Below are 20,460 nucleotides of genomic sequence, written 5' to 3' on the forward strand. Positions count from 1 at the left end.
CACCTTCTACTGTAATTTGTCACGCCTTCCGGTTTTGAGTCAATATATTCGGAAGTAAATTTCACTAGATAAAACACCGGAACTACAATAGGCGAAAAAATGAAAAACACGCAGCACATGCCCGTCTATGCCCCCACCGATCCCGATGAGTCCATGGACGCCATTGGCCAACGCATCCAGCACCTCGCCCTCGAACGCCCGGACCATATCGCACTCATCGATGGCGAGACCCAGCTCAGCTGGCAGGCGCTTGTCAGGCAAGCCAACCGCATCGCCAACCGGCTGCGATCCGCCGGCCTGAAACAAGGTGACGCCGTAGCGGGTTTGTCAGAAAACAGCATCCATTATGTTGCTCTGTACCTGGGGACGTTGGTGGCCGGCGGTTGCATGGTGCCGCTTTCAGGCATGGCGAGTGGCAGCAGCCTGGCACTGATGCTGAATGACTGCAGAGCCCGCTTCCTGTTTGTTTCCAAGAAGAACATCGAGCTGTTTGAAGGCATTGCCGACAAGCTCGATACGCTCGGGCGCGATCAATGTATAAGGCTCGACGGCCACAGCCCGGGAATGCGTCAGGATCTTGAGTCCTGGCTGGGCGATATTGGCGCGGAGGCGCGCCCGGCCACGGTCACCCTGGATGATCCGTTCAATGTCATTTACAGCTCGGGCACGACCGGCACTCCCAAGGGCATTCTTCACGATCACCGTTTCCGCCAGCGCCAGATGGTCCGAATGAGCCGCTTCGGGCTTGATGGCAACGCCGTTAACCTGGTATCTACGCCGATGTACTCCAACACCACGCTGGTGTCCGTACTGCCAACTCTGTTCTATGGCGGCACCCTGGTGCTGATGGCAAAGTTTGATGCCCGGCGGTTCCTGGAAATGGCTGAACGCTACCGCGTGACCCACGCCATGCTGGTGCCGGTTCAGTACCAACGCATCCTCGCCGATCCGGAATTCAATCGCTTCGACCTGTCCGCGTTCCAGCTCAAGCTGTGCACCAGCGCTCCCCTGAGGGCGGACGTCATCCGGGAAGCCATGGAGCGCTGGCCGGGCAACATCCGCGAGGTGTATGGCCTGACCGAAGGCGGCATCTCCACCAGCCTGGACTGCGCGGCCCACCCGGACAAATGGGACTCCGTGGGAAAACCCACCGAAGGCGCGGAAGTTCGGGTAATTGACGAGGAGGGCAACGAGCTGCCCCGGGGCGAGACCGGGGAGATCGTGGGCCGCGCCATCTCCATGATGCGGGGATATATCAACCGCGAGGAACAGACCCGGGACATGCTCTGGACCAGCCCCGAGGGCCTGGTCTTCTATCGCAGCGGTGATATGGGCCGAGTCGATGAAGAAGGTTTTGTGTATATCCTGGACCGACGCAAGGACATGATCATCTCCGGCGGTTTCAACATCTACGCGGTGGATCTCGAAAAGGTACTGCTGGCCCATCCGGCCGTCGCCGACGTTGCGGTGATTGGCATTCCCAGCGAACAATGGGGCGAAACCCCGCTGGGGCTGGTGGTGCTCAAGCCCGGCTGCACAGAGGATGAGGCGGAGATCCTCGAGTGGACCAATGGTCAACTGGGCAAGGCCCAGCGCCTGACGGCCATTGAATTCCGCCCGGAGCTGCCCCGTTCCACCATTGGCAAGGTGTTGAAGCGCGATCTGCGGGCGCCTTACTGGCCCTGAACTAGCCCTTGCCCATGCGCGCAAGGGCGGCCCGGCAGTCCTCCGACCGCAGTCTGTCGGCAAACACGGAGCGTTCCCTCTCAAGGGCCTCGCTCACCGCTTCCCGCCAGGGCGCCTTGATGAGGCGCTTGGTGGCCCGCAGGGCTTCCCGGGGTTTAGCCGCGAGCGCGTCAGCCTGTGCCAATGCTTCATCCACCGCCAGCCCATCATCAACCACATGACTGACCAGGCCACATTCCCTAGCTTCCTCGCCGTTCAGAGTGTCTCCCATCAGTAGCAGATCCGCGGTACGCCGGGAACCCAGATGCAACGGCATGGTCACGGTAGAAGCCGCCTCCGGCACCAGCCCCAGATCCACAAAGGCGGTTTTGAAACGTGCGGAGCGGCCAGCGATGACGGAGTCACAATGCAACAACAGGGTAGTGCCGATCCCGATGGCAAGTCCTTCCACCGCAGCAATGATGGGCGTATCGCACACCATCAGGGCTTCGATAAAAGCCAGACCCGCAGAGGGCTTCGGATTCTTATCCGTAGCGCGGGCGCGGAAATCATCGAGATCATTGCCGGCGGTAAAAACACCACCGTCACCGCTGAGCACAATGGCATGCACGCTTGTATCTGCCGCTGCTTTGCTCACACCTTCGGCCAGCGCCCGGTACATATCGCGAGTCAATGCGTTTTTTTTGTCCGTCCTGCTGATCACCAGGTGGGCCACACCTGGCTGATTTTGGGTGATGATCACGATGAATGCCTCCATGAACTAAACTTTGGTAATGGAATATCGGCAACCATCCTATTGCAAAAAGCAAAGTGTGTGATAGATTCAGATACACGGATTCATTCTGCAGTCACTAATTCCGCACAGTGAAATCACGAACAGGACGTCCAACACAATAATGATCGAGGTCCAGCAATGAAGATACTAACAACCGCCAGAAAAACCCTGATCACGTACGGTTCTGCCCTGACCCTGGGCCTGACCGCCGCACTGGCCAGCGCTCCGGCAGCTGCCGCTGAAGAAAGCTTTACCTGGAAGGTCCAATCCCATTGGCCTGGCTCCAGCAGTTCCTATGAAGACAGTCTGGTTCGACTCAAGACCATTCTTGAAGAGCGCACCGATGGCCGTCTGGAGCTGGAACTTTACGAAGCAGGCTCGCTGTTTAAAGCCAAGGAAATCTTCAACGCTGTCAGCCGGGGCATCCTGGAAATGGGCACCATTTCCCCGGCTTACGCCCAGGACAAGATCACCCTCGCGGGTATTGCCTCGGGCCTGCCGTTTGCCTTCCGTAATGTCTGGGAAGCCGCCTATTTCCATCAGGGCCTCGGGTTCGAACAGATGCTTCGCGATGAAGCGGCCAAACACAATGTCTATTGGGCGACTGACAAGGTCTACCCGACCGAGATGGTGGTCAAGCAGCCTATTAATAGCTGGGAAGACTTCACCAAGCTGAAAATCCGCTCCTCTGGTGCGCTGCAAAGCTTTCTGACCGACGCCGGTGCCGCCGCATCCTACATCCCGGGCAGCGAACTCTACTCCGCCCTGGACTCCGGCATTGTTGACGGTGCCCACTGGGGGGCTTCTCAGGGCGCATTCAGTATGGGCCTGTATGAAGTGGCCAAATACCACGTGCAGCCAGCACTGAACATTGCCGGCACCGACGTCATCATTGTCAGCCAGAAAGCGTTGAACAAGTTGCCCGAGGATATGCAGAACATCGTCAAGCAGGCCCTTGAGGAACAGTTCTGGTTCCGTACCAACGAGTATCAGTACAAGGAACGCATCACGCTGGCCAAGGCCATCAGCGAACACAATGTTCAGGTCAACACCTTGCCGGAGGACGTTCAGAACCGTCTGACCCAGACCGCACAGACGTTGTGGGATGAGGAAGGCAAGCGCAGCGACAACGCCCAGAAGGCGCTGGACATGCTGAAAGACTACCTGTCAGAGCTTGGTTACCTGTAAACGCCTGACACCTGAAACCGGCCGGGCCAGCTTTTCAGGCCCGGCTTTGCTTTTGAACGAACCGTTTCCCGGAGAATACCAATGGGTGTGTTGAGCGCATTCATGAGAGGGGTTACCCGTCTCAATGATGTCATCGGGCGCGGGATAGCGCTGATCGTTTTTGCCATGTTCGCATTCCTGATCATGGAGGTGGCGTTTCGCTACCTGTTCAACTCACCCACGGTATGGACCAACGAACTGACCCAGATGCTGTTTGGCATCTACGCCGTCATGTCCGGGGGTTACATCATGGCTCACCGTGGCCATGTGAATGTTGATCTGCTGCACTCACACCTTCCGCCCCGCGGCCGTGCCGTGCTCGACATTCTGACTTCAACAATATTCTTTATATTCACCCTGGCCCTGCTTTACTTCGGCTACGACATGGCCAGTGAGTCCATTGCCAGCTGGGAAACCTCCTATTCCGCCTGGAACCCGCCTATCTGGCCGGTGAAAGCTGCCATTCCATTGGGCACTGGCCTGCTGGTTCTGCAAGGCATCGTCAAGTTACTGGAAGATATCGCAGTGGCCTTCAACCTCAATTACTACACCCCCGAACCCCAGGACGACGCCAAAGGAGAGCCATTGTGAGCATTGAAATCCTCACGCTGCTGTTCTTCGGCTCCCTGCTGTTTTTCCTGCTTCTGGGCCTGCCACTGGCCTTTGTGCTGGGCGGCGTATCCGTTGTCTTCCTCTACTTCACCTGGGGATTCGACTCCTTCTACATGGTGTCCTCGCAGATCTGGGGCACCATGGAAAGCTTTACCCTGGTGGCGATCCCCCTGTTTGTCTTCATGGCGATGATTCTGGAGCGAACCGGGGTTGCCAAAGACCTGTACCGCATGATGCATCTTTGGTGCGGCGGCCTGCGGGGCGGCCTCGCGATTGGCACCCTTGGCATCTGCGCCGTTTTTGCAGCCATGGTCGGCATCAGTGGCGCGGCGGTCGTCGCCATGGGCACCATCGCTCTGCCCTCAATGCTTGAACGGGGCTACGACAAGAAGATGGCCCTGGGTGTGATCAACACCGGTGGGGGCTGGGGCATACTGATTCCTCCCAGCATTCTGATGATCCTCTATGCCCTGATTACCGGTGTGTCGGTGGGCAAGATGTTCGCTGCCGGCATCATGCCCGGTATTCTGCTGATGGTACTGACCGCCATCTACATCCTGGTGCGCTGCCACCTGCAGCCCGAACTGGCCCCGGCGCTGCCCAAGGAAGAGCGTGGCACCTGGCCGGAGAAGTTGCGTGCCCTGCGGGCGGTACTGCTGCCCATCGGTGTTGTGATCATGGTTCTGGGCTCTATCATTGGCGGCATTACCACGCCAACCGAAGCCGCCGCCATGGGCGTGCTCGGCGCCCTGATATCCGCTGCGGTGTACCGTCAGTTCAAGTGGAGCATCCTGCAGGAAGCGGCGATCCGCACCTTCAAGCTCACCGGTATGATCATGTGGATCCTGTTCGCAGCCCACGCCTTCAGTGCTGCCTATCAGAGCATGGGGGCCCAGGATCTGATCGAGGGGCTGATGAATATGATTCCCGGCGGCCCCTGGGGCATCATCGTCGCCATGATGGTGATCGTGTTCCTGCTGGCCATGGTGCTGGACCCGGTTGGCATCATGTTGATCACGCTGCCGGTATTCATGCCCATCGTTGAGTCCCTGGGATTTGACCCGATATGGTTCGGCATCCTGTTCGTGATCAATATGGAAATCGGCTACATGACGCCGCCTTTCGGTTTCAATCTGTTCTATCTGAAAGGGGTGGTGCCACCGAGCATCACCATGAAGGATATCTACTCATCGATCATTCCCTTTGTGATTGTTGAAATTGTGGGTCTGGGGTTGATCATGATCTTCCCGCAAATTGCCACCTATCTGCCGGATCTGCTGTTCTGAGCCGAGCCTGATCATGGCCGATCATAACCCGGCATGGGTTGTTGCAGGCGGTTTAACAGAGGACTACCTTTAGGGAATCCCGATCAATGGAACCGGGATTCCCAATCACAAGGAGACGTTCTCATGAACCGATTCAGCCCTGCCTTAGTGCCCCTGCTTCTCCTGCTCTTGCTTGCCCCCTTCGCGGCCCAGGCTGAGACCCTGACCGACCAGACCATCCGCTCATTCATCAGCAGCCTGGAAACCCTTCAGGGGATGGAGAGTGAATTCGATGAGATGACGGAGGATTTCCCGGCCGAGAAAGGTGAGCGCGGTGGCGAGATGCCAGACATGTCGCGAATATTCTCATCGTCCATCGAGCGCATGAAGGGTCATGACCTATATAACCGGCTGGAAGACGTGGTGGAGCAACACGGATTCGCCAATCCCGAGTCGTGGGCGAAAACCGGTGACCGCATCTTCCAGGCCTGGAGCGCCCTGGAAATGGGCGAGCAGTCCAACACCATGAATCAGGAAATGGCCAAAGCCATGGAAGAGATCAACAACAATCCACACATGAGCGAAGCCCAAAAACAGCAGATGCGGGACATGATGGGTGGCGCCATGTCTGCCATGGAAACGGCAAGCAACGCACCGGAAGCCGACAAGCGTGCCCTGCGACCGCACCTGGACGCACTGCGCGCCGCAACCGATTCAGACCGTTAAGCAGCACACGCCCCGAATCGAGTAGGAGGGGGAGTTATCTCCCCCGTCCTCTCACACCACCGGGCATACGGTTCCGTACCACGGCGGTTCATGGTCGGCTCTGAAGCCGAGTCATCGTATCCAGCAAGCTTACCAGAGACAGACGGTCGAATACCCTCTTAGGCAGGGCCGCGTTCATATGAGACGCACCGCTGTTCCACCAGGGTCCACGACCATTGGTCGCGCTCCTCCAAGCCCTTATCTCAGTCAAGCCTAGCCGTACCAGGTTGCGGGCCCGCGTGCGGGTCCGCTTCCACTGCTGCCACAGGATCAGGCGAAGCCGCCGTCTTATCCAGCCATCCAGGGCTTCGACCGAACGCTTCGAGGCGGTCAGGCGATAGTAATTTGCCCAGCCTCTCAGCACCGGGTTCAGGTTCCGGATGGTGGTCGTCAACGACTGTCCCCGTGACCGTTTCAGCAGGGGGCGAAGCTTGGCCATGAAGGCCTTCAGGCTTTTGGGCGCGACTCTCAACCGGACCTGACGTTTATGCCAGCTCACGCTGTAACCCAGAAAGCTCCGGCGCCAGGGGCGATCCACGGCACTCTTCGCCGTATTCACCGTCAGGCGCAGGTGCGTTTCCAGGTAGTGGGTAATGCTGGTCATGGTCCGTTCACCGGCTCGTCGGCTGCGAACGTAGAGGTTGCAATCATCCGCATAACGACAGAACCGGTGCCCCCGGCGTTCCAACTCCCGATCCAGTTCGGTCAGAAGCACATTGGACAGCAGAGGAGATAAGGGACCGCCTTGTGGCGTCCCTTCCCCCCTCGGGCTGACCAGCCCGCCTGACAGCATGCCTGCTCGCAGGTAACGCCGGATCAGGGTGAGTATCCGCCGGTCAGTGATGTGACGAGCCAGCAGGCTCATCAGCACATCGTGATTGACCCGGTCGAAGAACTGGGCCAGATCCAGATCGACCACCCAGCGGTGGCCGTCGTTGATATGCCGTTGCATCGCCTTGACCGCCTGATGGGCACTTCGACCAGGACGGAACCCGTAGCTGTGATCCGAGAAGGTCGGCTCCAGCATCGGGCTCAGTGTTTGGTGAAGTGCTTGCTGGATCAGGCGATCCTGCACCGTCGGAATACCCAGTATCCGTTCCCCGCCTTGCGGCTTGGGGATGCTGACCCGGCGTACCGGTTGAGGATGGTAGTCTCCGGCCAACAGCCGCTCGCGCAGTGTTGGCCAATGCTGTTGCAGGTGGCCCTTCAGGGCTGTTACCGGCATCTGATCGACGCCAGCCGCCCCTTTGTTGGACACCACCCGCTGATACGCACGCATCAGGTTCGGGCGCTCAAGCACCTGCTCCATCAGCGCGTTCGGCTCCGCGTTCGTCCACGGGTGAGCCCCCGCGCCTGCCTCGACACGGGCCTCAGTACCTGCCGGGTTCCGCCCAACCCCTTCCTGAATGCCCTGACCCATCCGGGTCGCTTCTGTCTTCATAAGCACATCACGAGAACTCACCGTCTACTAACGGCCAACCATGTTCGGTCCTTCAGTACGCGGTAACGCACCTACTATGACCTCGGCTGAGTTCTGGCTCCCCATCCCCACCTCTCGCGAAGTGAGTAGCACAGCGGCAGAGAACCAGACTTCCCAGGGTAAGACGCGTGACCTTCACACTTATGCCCGCCGCATTTACGTCCACACCTTCCGTGCAAGTACAGGGCTTTGACGATAGTTGACGCCTTACCCGGTGTGACCGCCTCATATGCGATTTCTGTTCGTCAGGCCAGTGCTTTGCCTGCGGCTTCCTTCAGATTCCATCTCACGATGGACACCCTTGCCGTCCGGCTAGTGGTTCCCCTTGCCGGGTCCACAGGGGACTTGCACCCCCAAGTCATCCGGCCAGCACCACCTGAACCGGAACAGCGCCCGTCAAGGCGCTACGCGCCATGCCTGGCGCACAACAAAAAAACCCGGCCGCGTGGGCCGGGTTTCTTTCAATCCCCTGACGGCCTTTACGACATCAGGTTGTAGACAAACACGATCGCAACCGCCACCGGTGTTACGAAGCGAACCAGGTTGTACCAGAGCGCAAAGCTGCCTCCGGAAAGGGCCAAATTGCTCTGCAACGACTCTTTCGCCACGCACCAGCCGACAAACAGGGCCGTCAGCAGGCCGGACAGCGGCAGCATCACGTTGGCGGTAAAGAAGTCGAGCAGATCGAAGATGGTGTTGCCCTCGAAACGCTCGAACATGCCCAGGGGCGCGAAACCAGACCACTCGTTCAGGGACAGGATGGACGCAATACCCAGCAGCCAGCAGGCAACCCCCACCACCACCGTGCTTCCCACACGGCCAACGATCAGTTTGTCTTCCAGCCATTCAACCACTGGCTCCAGCAGTGAAATAGCGGAGGTCCAGGCCGCGAACAACAGCAGCACAAAGAACAGGGCACCAAATATGCTGCCCATCGGCATCTGGCCGAAGGCCAATGGCAGGGTCTGGAAAATCAGGCCGGGGCCCGCACCGGCTTCCAGGCCATTGGCAAAGACCACCGGGAAAATCGCCAGGCCGGCCATCAGCGCCACCACGGTATCCATGATGGACACGGTCACTGCAGTCCGCCCGACCGACACATCGTCTCCCAGATAGGAACCGTAGGCCATCATGATGGCCATACCCAGGCTCAGGGTGAAAAACGCATGGCCCAACGCTACCAGTACGCCATCCATGGTCAGGGCGCCAAAATCAGGGGTAAACAGGAAGGCGACAGCAGCACCGAAGTGGCCGGTGGTAGTGGCATAGCCCACCGCAACCAGCAGCAACACGAACAGGGCGGGCATCAGGATGGTGACGGCTCGCTCCAGGCCGGATTTGAGGCCACGGGCCACCACGAAAATCACCAATGCCATAAAGATGGTGTGCCAGATCAACAGTGTAACCGGGCTGGCCAGCAGGCCGCCGAACAGCTCACCGATGGCGTCCGCGCTCTGGCCGGTAAAATCGCCCATGGCCGCGTGGCCAACGTAGGACGCCGCCCAGCCCCCGATGACAGAATAGAACGACAGGATAATGAACGCTGCCAGCACACCCACAATGGCAGAGATCCGCCATACCGGTGACGCCAGGTTGCGCTCGGCCACCAGGCGGAAACTGGTGATCGGATTATGTCGGCCACTACGGCCGATATAAACCTCCGCCATCATGATGGGGATACCGACGATGGCGATACACAGCAGGTATACCAGTACGAAAGCGCCACCACCATTTTCGCCGGTGACATAGGGAAATTTCCAGATATTGCCCAGCCCGACGGCCGAACCGGTCGCGGCCAGGATAAAGGCCATCCGGGAGGACCATAGCCCACGATGGGCCGGGGTAGATTTGGAACCAGTCATTGTTTCATCCTGTGCTTTTGGCTGATGAATCGATTAGAAGAGGTATGCCGAAGGCCTGCTTCAGCAGATGGGGCGGGATTTTGCCAGCAGTATGCGCAGGATGCCAGCCAGGGCCGGCACCGGGACGTAAACATCTCCGGGGCCGGCCGATAACTAGCCGTTTTTACTCACGAACCGGGAGACCAGATCTTTCAGCCCGCGGGACATCTGGCTCAGACTGTTACTGCTGTCCTTGGCGGAATCCGCCTGCTGGGTACTGTGATCGGCCAGTTCGGCAATATTGACCACCTGATGGTTGATCTCCTCGGATACCTGGCTCTGCTCCTCAAAGGCCGCCGACATGCTGATGAAGCTGTCGGAAATATCATGGATCGAAGACACGATTTCCTGCAAGGACGTTTCTGCCTCCCGCACCTTCTCCAGGCCCTTGCCTGCATCCTGCTCCCCTTCACGGGTGGCCTGAACGGCTTGTTCCACCTGGCTACGGAAGTCGTCAATGACCTGCTGTATACGTACTGTGGAATCCCGGGTGCGGCGGGCCAACGACCGGACCTCGTCCGCCACCACGGCGAACCCTCGACCCTGCTCGCCAGCACGGGCGGCTTCGATGGCCGCATTCAGTGCCAGCAAATTGGTTTGTTCAGCAATGTCTGAGATCAGGCTGGCGGCCTCACCAATGCTTTCTGTTGAGGCACCCAGTTTCTGGATGGCCGTGCCAATGCCGTTCACCCGGGTGACCAGCTGTTCGATGGCCGTCAGGGCCTCACCGCTGCGCTTGCTGCCGGTGGCCGCCATCCGGTTGGCTTCTTCCGCCACTTTGGCGTTGCCATTCACGGTTTCAGTCACTTCCTGGATCGACACCGTCATTTCGTTAACGGCCGATGCGGTCTGGTCGGTCTCGGCCCGCTGTTTGGCAATCGACTCGGCGCCCTCGCTGATGTAACGGTGGCTCGCCCTGGCATGCTCATACAGTAGCTCCGCCTGGTCATCAATACGGGCCAGGGCGGTACGAATCCTCGCTTTCTCGCTCATGATCAGCATGGCCATCTGCGAGAACAGGCCGCTTTCATCACTGTAGGTCCGTGCCACAACGGCATCACGGAAGGCGTCAGGGCGCAGGTCAAGCAGGCTCTGCAGGCGGGCGGTTATGGACCTGAGGGTCAGCCCCGCTGCCAACACATGAGCTACCACGATCACGCCGATGGCCATCCCGGAATTGCCCAGCATGGTCAACGCCACCAGGCTCAGGACCAACGACAGGGCAAAGGGCCATCCTGACCGCAAGACAGATGCAATCCGACTTTGGACACTGACGACCGCCTTGCCGGCAGACAGCTTCGGATAGAGTTTTTCAGCCCGCGCCACTTGCTCACGGGTTGGCGAGACTCGTACCGACTCGAAGCCAATCATTTTTCCGTTTTCAAGAATCGGGGTCACGTAAGCGCTCACCCAATAGTGGTCACCGCTCTTGGTGCGGTTCTTGACCACCCCCATCCAGGGTTTTCCGGCCTTGAGGTACTCCCACATTCCCTGAAATACAGCCGACGGCATATCCGGATGACGGATTACGTTGTGGGGCTGGCCGACCAACTCCTCTCGAGAGAAACCGCTAATGTCGACGAACTCGTCATTGCAGTACGTAATGACGCCTCTTGAATCGGTGGTGGTAATCAGTCGACCGCTTTCGGCCATTCGGACTTCACGCTGGGTAACCGGAAGGTTTTTTCGCATTACAGGCTGTCTCCCTGACATGGCCATTCCACATTTGGTTTGGCAATTATGGCAACTCTAAGCGTAGACGCCGTCAGCAAACATTGTGAAATATCCGATATCCAGAGGATGTCAGAGTGAACCGGGACGACCGTTTACAGACAACGGGGAGTACCGTTACACCGCCAGCCTTGCCCGCGGATGAAAGCGCGCATTCAACCACAGCGACAGGGCGATAACACCGCCTCCTATGGCCAGTCGCAACAGGTCGGCATCCCGGTTCCAGATCACCAGATTGACCAGCAACCCGGCGGGCACCAACATGTTGTTCATGATTGCCAGAGTGCCGGCATCCACATGGCATGCCCCCCGGTTCCACAGGAACAGCCCGATACCGGACGCTGCCAGGCCCAACCAGGCGAGGATGCCCCACTGCAACGAGGTCGTGGGCAGACGACTGGCATCGCCAAAGATCAGGAAGGATGGCAGGGCAATGATCAGTGCCCCGAAAAAGAAATAACCAAACGTACGGTAGGCCGGCAGTTCCGTCGGGAAGCGCATCATGGTGTGCTTATAGCCGACCTGGCCCGCCGCAAAGGTGAAATTGGCCACCTGCAACAGCAGGAAGCCAGTGATAAAGCCCTGGCTCAGGCCGTCGTAACGGATAATCCCTGCACCCAGCGTTGCCACGGCTGCGGCAACCAATGCAATCGGCGAAAAGCGCCGGTACAGGGCGTCATCGATCAGGGTAACGTACAGTGGCGTGAAAATGGTAAACAGCAGAACTTCCGGCACGGTCAGGTAGCTGAACGAGCGGTACAGGCACAAATAGGTCACACCGAACTGCAGCATACCGGTGACCAGTACACCCAGCTTCAAGCCTCCGGGAACCCCACGCCAGCGGGTCAGCGGCAGAAACACCAGGGCGGCAAGCACCACACGGGTCAACACCGCGAAATCGCTGTCCACACGCCCGGCCAGAAATTCGCCAATCAGGCTGAACGAAAACGCCCACAGGACTGTTACGAAAATCAGAAGACCCATATTACCCGCACCTGAAACATTGGAAGGCGGCACTTTACCCGCTACTGCACTGGGTTGTACACAGTGCCACGGAAACACCCTATGACATCCGGAGTGGAGAATGGGGTACCATCCAGCGCACCTGACAGTTTCCAATTTATCTCTCCGGCCCGGGCTCACGATTCCATGGACGAAACCCACCAGCCATTACCAGAAGTCCGCCAGCCTCTGGTCCAGCGCACACTGACCGAGTGGCGCACGCTGGCCGTCCTGGGCGGACCGATCCTGATTGCCCAGGTGGCGCAGATGGCCAACGGGGTCATTGATACCGTGATGGCAGGCCACGCCAGTGCCGAAGACCTGGCGGCCGTGGGCATTGGCAGTAGTCTGTGGATGCCGGTGTTCCTCTTTTTCATGGGCCTCCTGGGGGCCCTGCAGCCGATCATTTCCGGTTATAACGGGGCGCGCACCACCGAGAAAATCATGCCCGCGACCTGGCAGGGGCTTTATATCGCAGCCGGCGGCACGGTGATCATGATCCTGCTGCTGACCAACGTGCACCCGGTGCTGGATGCCCTGAATCTGGAAACCAACACCGCCCGCATCACCCAGGGCTACCTGGACGCCTTCGCCTGGGGCATTCCTGCGATGTTGATGATCATGGCACTGCGAGGGCTGACGGACGGGCTGGGCCATACCCGGGTGATTATGGCCTTCTCGGTGCTGGGAACCCTGATCAACCTGCCCCTGAACTACATCTTCATTTACGGCAAACTCGGCCTCCCGGCCATGGGCGGCATCGGCTGTGGGTGGGCCACCTCCATCTCCAACGGCGTTGCGGCCCTGGCGTTGCTGATCTACCTGAACCGCAGTGCGGTGTATCGCCGTTTTCACCTGCTGGCAGACTGGGCCAAACCGGACGCAGCGGGCATCCGCTATATCCTGCGCCTGGGCATCCCCATTGGTTTTACCATCTTTGTGGAAGCCAGCATGTTCTCGGTCATAGCCCTGTTCCTGGCACCGCTGGGGCCAGTGATTGTGGCGGGGCACCAGATCGCGCTGAACGTGGTATCGCTGGTGTTCATGCTGCCGCTGAGTATCGGAATGGCGCTGACCCTGCGGGTGAGTTTCCTGGTGGGTGCCAAGGCGCCGGATACTGCCCGGCTCATCGCCCGCAGTTCGCTGATTCTGGCGTCAGCGGTGGCGCTGGTATTTGCCGTGCTGCTGTTTGTGTTCGCAGAAGGAATTGCAGCGCTCTACACCGGTGAGCAGGACGTTCAGGCCGTGACGGTGACACTGCTGGTGTATGCGGCCTTCTTCCAGATTGCCGATGTGATTCAGGTGACCTGCATCAGCGCCTTGCGGGGCTACAAAGACACCAGCATTCCCATGCTCATCATGCTGTTTTCGTTCTGGGGCGTTGGATTGCCGCTGGGGTGGGTGCTGACCTTTACCGACTGGTTGCTGCCTGCCATGGGGGCCGCTGGTTTTTGGGTGGGGCTTACCTGTGGGCTGGCGTCCGCCAGTATCCTGTTGGGGCTGCGATTATTTCTGTACTCGCCAAAACCAGAGTAGTCTTGCCGGGGCGATCACGCAGGGCTGGCGACCATGTCGTCCGCGTAGACAATACGGTCGCGCCCGGTGTCCTTTGCTTCATAAAGTGCTTCATCCGCCCGCGCCAGCCAATCATCAGGTTTTTCGCCAGCCTGGAGCAGGGCAACGCCAAAGGAGGCGGTAACCTGCCCCCCGGGGTGACGCAGGAACTTGTGCATGATGTGCTGCAGGTTGTGCATGACCGCCTTCAACCCGGTTGAATCCACCCCGGGCATCAGCAATACAAACTCTTCACCGCCAAAGCGGAACAGTTGATCGGACTTGCGGATGTTCTGTTCGATCAACGCCACCATTTCCACCAGCACGTCATCCCCTACGTTGTGCCCATACTCGTCGTTGATCTTCTTGAAGTAGTCGATATCCAGCAACACCAGGGCGTAGGAGATGCCGTTTCTGGAAGCGCTGGCAACGGCCATTGCCAGCTCCTGATCCATGGAGCGGCGGTTTTTGACGCCCGTCAGGGGGTCGATTGTGGCCAGGTGTTCCAAGCGCTCCCGCTGGTTCTCGTTGCGATGGGCAAACACATAGGCGCAGCAGCTGACGACCATAGCCGTGGCGGCGAAGGTCCACATCTGGACAAGAGAACTGAAGGCCACGCCATGCACCATCAAGGCAACAACGGCGGCCAGATTGATAAAAATTGCGTAGCGGGGTTCCGTCAGGAAGAAGCTTGTCACCAGGCACGGATATAACCAGAACAGCCCAGGCTCTCCGACCAACGCTCCGACTGTCACCGCCCCGCCGCAGGCCACCAGGGCCATTGCAAAACCACTGCGAGCGGTATCGCCTGTTATCCAGGCGTAAATCATTCCGGCGGTGATCGCCAGCATAATACCCAGATCGACCACCCCGGCCAGCACGTTGCCCTGGACAAACCGCATCACCGCAAAGGGGGTTATCCCCAGAATGGCACTGATGGCCAACAACGTGATGATGGACAGCCTGAAATCTGTTTTCAGACGATAGAGCATAGTGACAGTACATTCCTACCAAGGTCTTATTAGCAAACTATCATAGCGCAAGATCCGATTACGGAAGCTGAACGCAACGAAATTTAACAAACGCACAAATGAAATACTTTGTTAAATCAAAGGACGCAGATTCCCATATCACCGCAAACGTCCCATTCCCGACCGTTCAACAACTGGAGTTGGTATCGGCTTAAGGGGTAAACTTAAGCATTATTATAATAAGCACCAGGAAGCCATTGAGTGCAGAACCTTCTTCGTATCGCACCCGGCGCATTGACCATTGGAAAGCCCTTGCCCTGGACGGTCTATGACGCCGATGGCAATGTTCTGCTGAGACAGGGCTACGTCATACAGAATGACATTCAGCTGGAGCAGTTGTTCGAGCGTGGCCTGTTCCAGCCCCGGGTGATTGAGCGCCCCGACGAGGATATTCAGGAAGATATCCGTCTCCGCAACCCGTTTGCGGATTATCCCGTATTACTGCAAACCCTGGAATCCTCGCTAAACGCCATTACTAACCAGGATGACAGTGCCCGCCAACGGGTACTTGGCCTGTCACGAATGATTGACCAGATGTGCCAGGAATCCCCGGAGGCCAGCCTGGCACTGGTGCACCTGTACTCGATCGAGCCCACCATCCATGAACAGATACTGTTCTATGCCGTTCTCTGTCAGTTTACTGCACGCCGGTTCGGCCTCGATGACAAGCGGATCGCCGTACTGATCAGTGCTGCGCTAATGGCAAACCTGGCTCTGGTGCCGGTGGCCGACAAACTCAATGCTTCCAACCGGGTATTGACCGACGAGCAGCGCGCGGTGATACGCAAACACCCCGAACGCAGCGTTCAGGCACTCAAAGAGGCCGACATCACCAGCCCACTGCTACTCAAAATCATTGCGCAGCACCACGAACAGGCGGACGGTTCGGGCTATCCCCATGGGTTGAGTGGTACCGACATACGGGGTGAGGCGGAAATCCTGGCGCTGGCGGAACGCTATGTGGCAATGATAACGAAGCGGGCTTATCGCGAACGAATGAACATAACCGAGGCCCGCAAACTGATCGCTTCGCTGGCCGACGGCAAACTACGCCCTGCCATTCCGCGGGCTCTGCTGGCCATTCTGACCGATCATCCGCCAGGAACTCTGGTGAGGCTCGCCAACAACGAAGTGGCGGTGATTGTCCGGCGCCCGCACCGTCACCGTGGCCCGTTTGCCAAAGCCATCATTGGTCCCAGGGGCAATCGTTACAGCGGCACCTTTGAGCGGGATTGCAGCCAGCCGGATTTCAATATTATCGACGTTGAACAGCCCGAAGTGATGCCCTCCATGGACTTCGGGCTACTCTGGGGTTTCCACTAACGCTCTACGCGCTCTGTATTATCTCAAGCCCAACGCCTGGGCGTGATGCTCCAGATGGTCATCGATGAACGAGGCGATGAAGAAGTAGCTGTGATCATAACCCCGGTGCATTCTCAGATTGATGTGGTGATGCACCTTCTCACATGCCTCGACCAGCGCCTCGGGATTGAGCTGACTTTCAAGGAAGTCATCCGCTGTACCCTGGTCCACCAGCAGCGGTAAGCGTTCGCTGGCGCCGGGAATCAACAGCGTCGCATCCCACTCTTCCCAGGTTTTCGGGTCGTCCCCCAGATAACCGCTGAAGGCTTTTTGACCCCAGGGGCACTCGCTGGGGTTGGCAATCGGCGCAAAAGCAGACACGGATCTGTACTGCCCGGGATTCTTCAGCGCCGCGATCAGTGCCCCGTGACCACCCATGGAATGACCACTGATACTGCGATCCTCTGTCACCGGCAAGTGGCCTTCCACCAGTTGCGGCAATTCCTTCACCACATAATCGTACATTCGATAGTGAGGGGCCCAGGGTTGGCGTGTGGCGTTCAGGTAAAAACCGGCACCACTACCGAAATCGTAACTGTCATGTTCACCGGGCAGGTCCAGACCACGGGGGCTGGTGTCAGGGCACACAATGGCGATGCCCAACTGCGCCGCTTTTTTCTGGGCCCCGGCCTTCTGCATGAAATTCTGGTCGGTACAGGTCAGTCCCGACAGCCAGTAAAGAACCGGCACTTTTTGAGGGTTGCTGCCCACGGCAACAGGAGGAAGGTACACCGCAAACTCCATATCGCAGTCCAGGGCTGCCGAGTGGTGCTGGTAGCGCCGGTGTTCGCCGCCAAAACAGACGTTGGTGGAGAGCAGTTGCATGGGAACCTCTCAGTCGGAAAATTCACAGTCTTCTGACTACGCGTATTTCGGTACTTCTATGCCATAACCGGCCTTTGCAAACTCTGCCAGGATGGCAGTGCGGGTCACAATACCGATCAAACGATCATGGTCAACCACCGGGTAGACCTTGGGCTTGCCTGCGCCCAGGTTCTGGGCCAGATCCACAACAGACATTTCCGGGGATATGGTGACCGGATTGCGAAACATAACGTCGTCCACGATCGGGTCGCCTTCGTGGTGGTAGTTGCTCACCAGCAGGGCGTGGATGCAGTCCTGTTCGGAAACAAACCCGATCACCTTGCGGTGGTCATCCACGACCGGCAGCCCAGTGACGTGGTTGTGAAGCAGTGTTTTGACCACTTTGGTTAAGGGCGTTCCACGACGAATGGGCTCGATGTGGTTCCACATGACATCGGATACTTTTAGCGATTGCATTGGCAGACTCCCTGACCAGTCATATTCTGGATTCGTCCCTCTTTAAACATAGGCAATGGGGGCGAAAACTGGAAGTATAAACCCGCAACCGGCCATCTCTTTCTGCGGGCACCGGCCGTCAGCCGTTGCCCTGCCTCGGCTGTTGCGCCATGGTTTCAAAGCCGATCTGGGCAAACCGCGACAACAGAGGTTCCGGAAGATCGTGCCCCATTCCGTCAATCATCTCAACGCGGGCATGAGGCATCAGGTATCCCAACTGCTCCGCAGCCACCGGCCGCACCAGCGGGTCGGCCTTGCCATGAATCACGGATACCGGCACCCGTATGCGCCGTGTGGCTGATGACAGGCTGCCAGTGGCAAGGATGGCACGGGTCTGGCGGAGAATGCCGGCGGGATGATAGCTGCGCCGGAACTCCCGTACGATCCGGTCCCTCACTTCCTGTTCGCGAGGTGGGTAGCCCGGACTCTGAATCGCCTTCCAGAAGTCCAGGGAGCGTGCGACAACTGCGGCTTCATCATGCCCCTTCGCGCCAATACCTGCCAGGCGCCAGATCAGCTTTGATTTTGGCATCGGCAGGCGCGGGCTGTTGGTGGAGGTCATGATAAGGGTTGCCGAGCGCACGCGTTCGGGGCGATTCGCAGCCACCAACTGGCTGATCATGCCGCCCATGGAAACACCCACCAGGTGAGCGCAGGTCAGGCTGAAGGCGTCCATCACCTTACAGACATCGTCCGCCATGTCATGCAGGGTATAGGGCGCGGCGATCGGCAGGCCCATCCGGTGCCTTGCCATGACCGCAACCGGATGACCCTCCAGGCGATCCTTCAGGTGCGATGACAGCCCGATGTCGCGATTATCAAACCGGATTACCCGGAAGCCTTCACGAACATACTGGTCCAGCAACGCCTCCGGCCAGAGCGTCATCTGCGCCCCCAATCCCATCACGAAGATCACTGGCTCCCCGGCGGGATCTCCCCGGGTTTCTACACAGAACGACAGCTCGCCTGCCTGGACGTGAAGGGTCTCGGGCATGGCGTTGACCGACGTATCGGCAGAACTCCAATCAGAGTGGCTTAGGGTTTCCGGCATTGAGGGACTCCTGAGATAACCAGTCCACAGCTTAACCCGAGAGGCTACGAATCCAATAGCTTTGCAGACCCACGTCGCGTCAGAACAGCGAATTCTTTGCAGCGAATATTTACAGATGGAAATAAGTATATAAACTCAATGAGTTATACGCTTCCGCCGAGCTCAGATCTGTACTACTCAGATCCATATCGCCGGTGTCGCGGAAGCTCCTCAATACCAAGGCACAAACACAGGGAGATTCCCATGGAAGCCTTTGAGTCGTTTATTAGCAGCATTAACGCACTGGTCTGGGGCCCGCCCATGCTGGTGATGATTCTTGGTGTCGGCCTGTTTCTGAGCATTGGCCTGAAGCTGATGCCGGTATTGAAACTGCGAGCCGGTTTCCAACTGATGTGGAAAGGCCGTACCGGGGCCGAATCAGAGGGCGAGATTCCTCCATTCCAGGCCCTGATGACCGCGCTGTCGGCTACCGTTGGCACCGGTAATATTGCTGGCGTTGCCACCGCGGTATTCCTGGGCGGCCCCGGAGCGCTGTTCTGGATGTGGCTGACCGCCCTCGTGGGTATGGCGACCAAATATTCCGAGGCGGTACTGGCGGTACGCTTCCGGGAAGTGGACGAACGCGGCGCCTACACGGGTGGCCCGATGTACTACATTCGCAACGGCCTGGGTAAAAAATGGGCCTGGCTGGGCGTGCTGTTTGCCATCTTCGCCGCTGTGGCCGCGTTTGGCATTGGCAACACCGTGCAGGCCAACTCGGTGGCCGATGTTCTGGAAACCAACTTCAACCTGCCGCACTGGGTGACCGGCCTTGTGTTGATGGTACTGGTAGGCCTTGTGCTGATCGGTGGCATCAAACGCATCGGGCAGGTGGCGAGCACGTTGGTGCCCTTTATGGCCATCGCCTATATCCTGGTTGGCCTGATGGTACTGGCCATTAACGCCGAGCAGATTCCGAACGCCATCGCCATGGTATTTACACACGCGTTCAGTCCGGTTGCCGCCGAAGGTGGCTTTGCCGGCGCCGCCGTCTGGGCCGCTGTCCGCTTTGGTGTGGCCCGCGGCATTTTCTCCAATGAGGCAGGTCTCGGTTCCGCCCCTATCGCCCACGCGGCAGCCCAGACCAAGAACCCGATCAACCAGGGCATGGTCGCCATGCTGGGCACGTTCATCGACACGATCATCGTGTGCAGCATCACCGGCCTTGTCATCATCAGCTCTGGCGCCTGGACGTCAGGTGAGACCGGTGCGGCACTGACCTCACTGGCCTTTGAAACCGGACTGCCCGGGTTTGGCAATTACGTTGTCGCCATCTCCCTGGCGATTTTTGCCTTTACCACGATTATCGGTTGGTCGTTTTACGGCGAACGCTGCATTGAGTTCCTGTTCGGCGTCAAAGCCATCGTGCCGTACCGCGTGATCTGGATACTGGCGATACCGGTCGGTGCCACCATCAACCTTGGCCTGATCTGGCTGATCGCCGACACGCTCAACGCCATGATGGCGCTGCCAAACCTCGTGGCCTTGCTGCTACTGAGCCCGGTGGTGTTCAAGCTCACCCGTGAGCATTTCGAGAAAGAGCGGTCAGTCGGCGTTAGCTGATACGTAAGTGGAGTCGGATGAGGCAAATCAAGACCCCTTGGTTTTCTCCCATCCGCCTCCACTGTTTATCGTATAGACTGAATTTTGTGCCGGCGC

General features: G+C 58.4%; 17 protein-coding genes. 8 read left to right on the forward strand and 9 right to left on the reverse strand.

Annotation, left to right across the window (positions count from 1 at the left end):
- The first annotated feature begins 99 nt into the window (after positions 1 to 99).
- On the forward strand, positions 100 to 1,686 hold the full coding sequence (locus SIC19_RS09230) for a class I adenylate-forming enzyme family protein (RefSeq protein WP_127402362.1): 1,587 nt from the start codon (positions 100 to 102) through the stop codon (positions 1,684 to 1,686).
- A gap of 1 nt (position 1,687) precedes the next feature.
- On the opposite strand, the gene SIC19_RS09235 is transcribed toward SIC19_RS09230, so the two are convergent.
- Positions 1,688 to 2,428, reverse strand: a complete 741-nt coding sequence (locus SIC19_RS09235) for an enoyl-CoA hydratase/isomerase family protein (protein ID WP_227662326.1) — start codon at positions 2,426 to 2,428, stop codon at positions 1,688 to 1,690.
- A 171-nt stretch (positions 2,429 to 2,599) separates the two neighbouring features.
- On the opposite strand from SIC19_RS09235, the gene dctP reads away from it, so the two are divergent.
- From dctP to SIC19_RS09255, 4 genes are all read left to right on the forward strand, one after another.
- Entirely contained in the window at positions 2,600 to 3,649 is a 1,050-nt protein-coding gene (dctP, locus tag SIC19_RS09240) for a TRAP transporter substrate-binding protein DctP (protein WP_075195549.1), read from the forward strand.
- Positions 3,650 to 3,730: 81 nt separating this feature from the next.
- Positions 3,731 to 4,279, forward strand: a complete 549-nt coding sequence (locus SIC19_RS09245) for a TRAP transporter small permease subunit (RefSeq protein WP_036202080.1) — start codon at positions 3,731 to 3,733, stop codon at positions 4,277 to 4,279.
- Positions 4,276 to 5,586, forward strand: a complete 1,311-nt coding sequence (locus SIC19_RS09250; RefSeq protein ID WP_007155586.1) for a TRAP transporter large permease — start codon at positions 4,276 to 4,278, stop codon at positions 5,584 to 5,586. The genes SIC19_RS09245 and SIC19_RS09250 overlap by 4 nt, the downstream gene beginning before the upstream one ends.
- A 123-nt stretch (positions 5,587 to 5,709) precedes the next feature.
- On the forward strand, positions 5,710 to 6,291 hold the full coding sequence (locus SIC19_RS09255) for a hypothetical protein (protein ID WP_075195550.1): 582 nt from the start codon (positions 5,710 to 5,712) through the stop codon (positions 6,289 to 6,291).
- An 88-nt stretch (positions 6,292 to 6,379) separates the two neighbouring features.
- On the opposite strand, the gene ltrA is transcribed toward SIC19_RS09255, so the two are convergent.
- The 4 genes from ltrA to SIC19_RS09275 form a co-directional block, all read right to left on the reverse strand.
- A complete protein-coding gene (ltrA, locus tag SIC19_RS09260) occupies positions 6,380 to 7,771 on the reverse strand; it encodes a group II intron reverse transcriptase/maturase (RefSeq protein WP_412535514.1) in 1,392 nt (463 codons plus the stop codon).
- Between the two features lie 518 nt (positions 7,772 to 8,289).
- Positions 8,290 to 9,672, reverse strand: coding sequence for a sodium-dependent transporter (locus SIC19_RS09265; protein ID WP_036202075.1), 1,383 nt, complete (start codon positions 9,670 to 9,672; stop codon positions 8,290 to 8,292).
- 153 nt (positions 9,673 to 9,825) lie between these two features.
- Positions 9,826 to 11,403 (reverse strand): PAS domain-containing methyl-accepting chemotaxis protein, encoded by a 1,578-nt coding sequence (locus SIC19_RS09270; RefSeq protein ID WP_036202065.1) that lies wholly within the window; start codon positions 11,401 to 11,403, stop codon positions 9,826 to 9,828.
- Between the two features lie 156 nt (positions 11,404 to 11,559).
- Positions 11,560 to 12,426 (reverse strand): EamA family transporter, encoded by an 867-nt coding sequence (locus SIC19_RS09275; RefSeq protein WP_041335698.1) that lies wholly within the window; start codon positions 12,424 to 12,426, stop codon positions 11,560 to 11,562.
- Positions 12,427 to 12,591: 165 nt separating this feature from the next.
- Here SIC19_RS09275 and SIC19_RS09280 point away from each other — a divergent pair, with 165 nt between their 5' ends.
- On the forward strand, positions 12,592 to 13,980 hold the full coding sequence (locus tag SIC19_RS09280) for an MATE family efflux transporter (RefSeq protein WP_036205529.1): 1,389 nt from the start codon (positions 12,592 to 12,594) through the stop codon (positions 13,978 to 13,980).
- Between the two features lie 14 nt (positions 13,981 to 13,994).
- Here the strand turns inward: SIC19_RS09280 and SIC19_RS09285 are convergent, their stop codons facing one another.
- Positions 13,995 to 14,990: a GGDEF domain-containing protein gene (locus SIC19_RS09285; RefSeq protein WP_036202060.1), complete on the reverse strand. Its 996-nt coding sequence runs from the start codon at positions 14,988 to 14,990 to the stop codon at positions 13,995 to 13,997.
- 240 nt (positions 14,991 to 15,230) lie between these two features.
- Here SIC19_RS09285 and SIC19_RS09290 point away from each other — a divergent pair, with 240 nt between their 5' ends.
- A complete protein-coding gene (locus SIC19_RS09290; RefSeq protein ID WP_075196299.1) occupies positions 15,231 to 16,352 on the forward strand; it encodes an HD-GYP domain-containing protein in 1,122 nt (373 codons plus the stop codon).
- Positions 16,353 to 16,370: 18 nt separating this feature from the next.
- Here the strand turns inward: SIC19_RS09290 and fghA are convergent, their stop codons facing one another.
- The 3 genes from fghA to SIC19_RS09305 all read right to left on the reverse strand — a co-directional run bounded on the left by fghA (position 16,371) and on the right by SIC19_RS09305 (position 18,762).
- Complete coding sequence (fghA, locus tag SIC19_RS09295) at positions 16,371 to 17,216, reverse strand: S-formylglutathione hydrolase (RefSeq protein WP_036202054.1); 846 nt, start codon at positions 17,214 to 17,216, stop codon at positions 16,371 to 16,373.
- Between the two features lie 36 nt (positions 17,217 to 17,252).
- A complete protein-coding gene (locus SIC19_RS09300; RefSeq protein WP_036202051.1) occupies positions 17,253 to 17,672 on the reverse strand; it encodes a CBS domain-containing protein in 420 nt (139 codons plus the stop codon).
- A 118-nt stretch (positions 17,673 to 17,790) separates the two neighbouring features.
- The gene (locus tag SIC19_RS09305; protein ID WP_083637254.1) at positions 17,791 to 18,762 is read right to left on the reverse strand and encodes an alpha/beta fold hydrolase; all 972 of its coding nucleotides are present in this window, start codon (positions 18,760 to 18,762) and stop codon (positions 17,791 to 17,793) included.
- 243 nt (positions 18,763 to 19,005) lie between these two features.
- On the opposite strand from SIC19_RS09305, the gene SIC19_RS09310 reads away from it, so the two are divergent.
- Positions 19,006 to 20,364, forward strand: coding sequence for an alanine/glycine:cation symporter family protein (locus SIC19_RS09310; protein ID WP_036202046.1), 1,359 nt, complete (start codon positions 19,006 to 19,008; stop codon positions 20,362 to 20,364).
- Positions 20,365 to 20,460 lie beyond the last annotated feature (96 nt).

The sequence above is a fragment of the Marinobacter sp. MIT930201 genome, from assembly GCF_047122665.1.
GTDB lineage: Bacteria > Pseudomonadota > Gammaproteobacteria > Pseudomonadales > Oleiphilaceae > Marinobacter > Marinobacter salarius.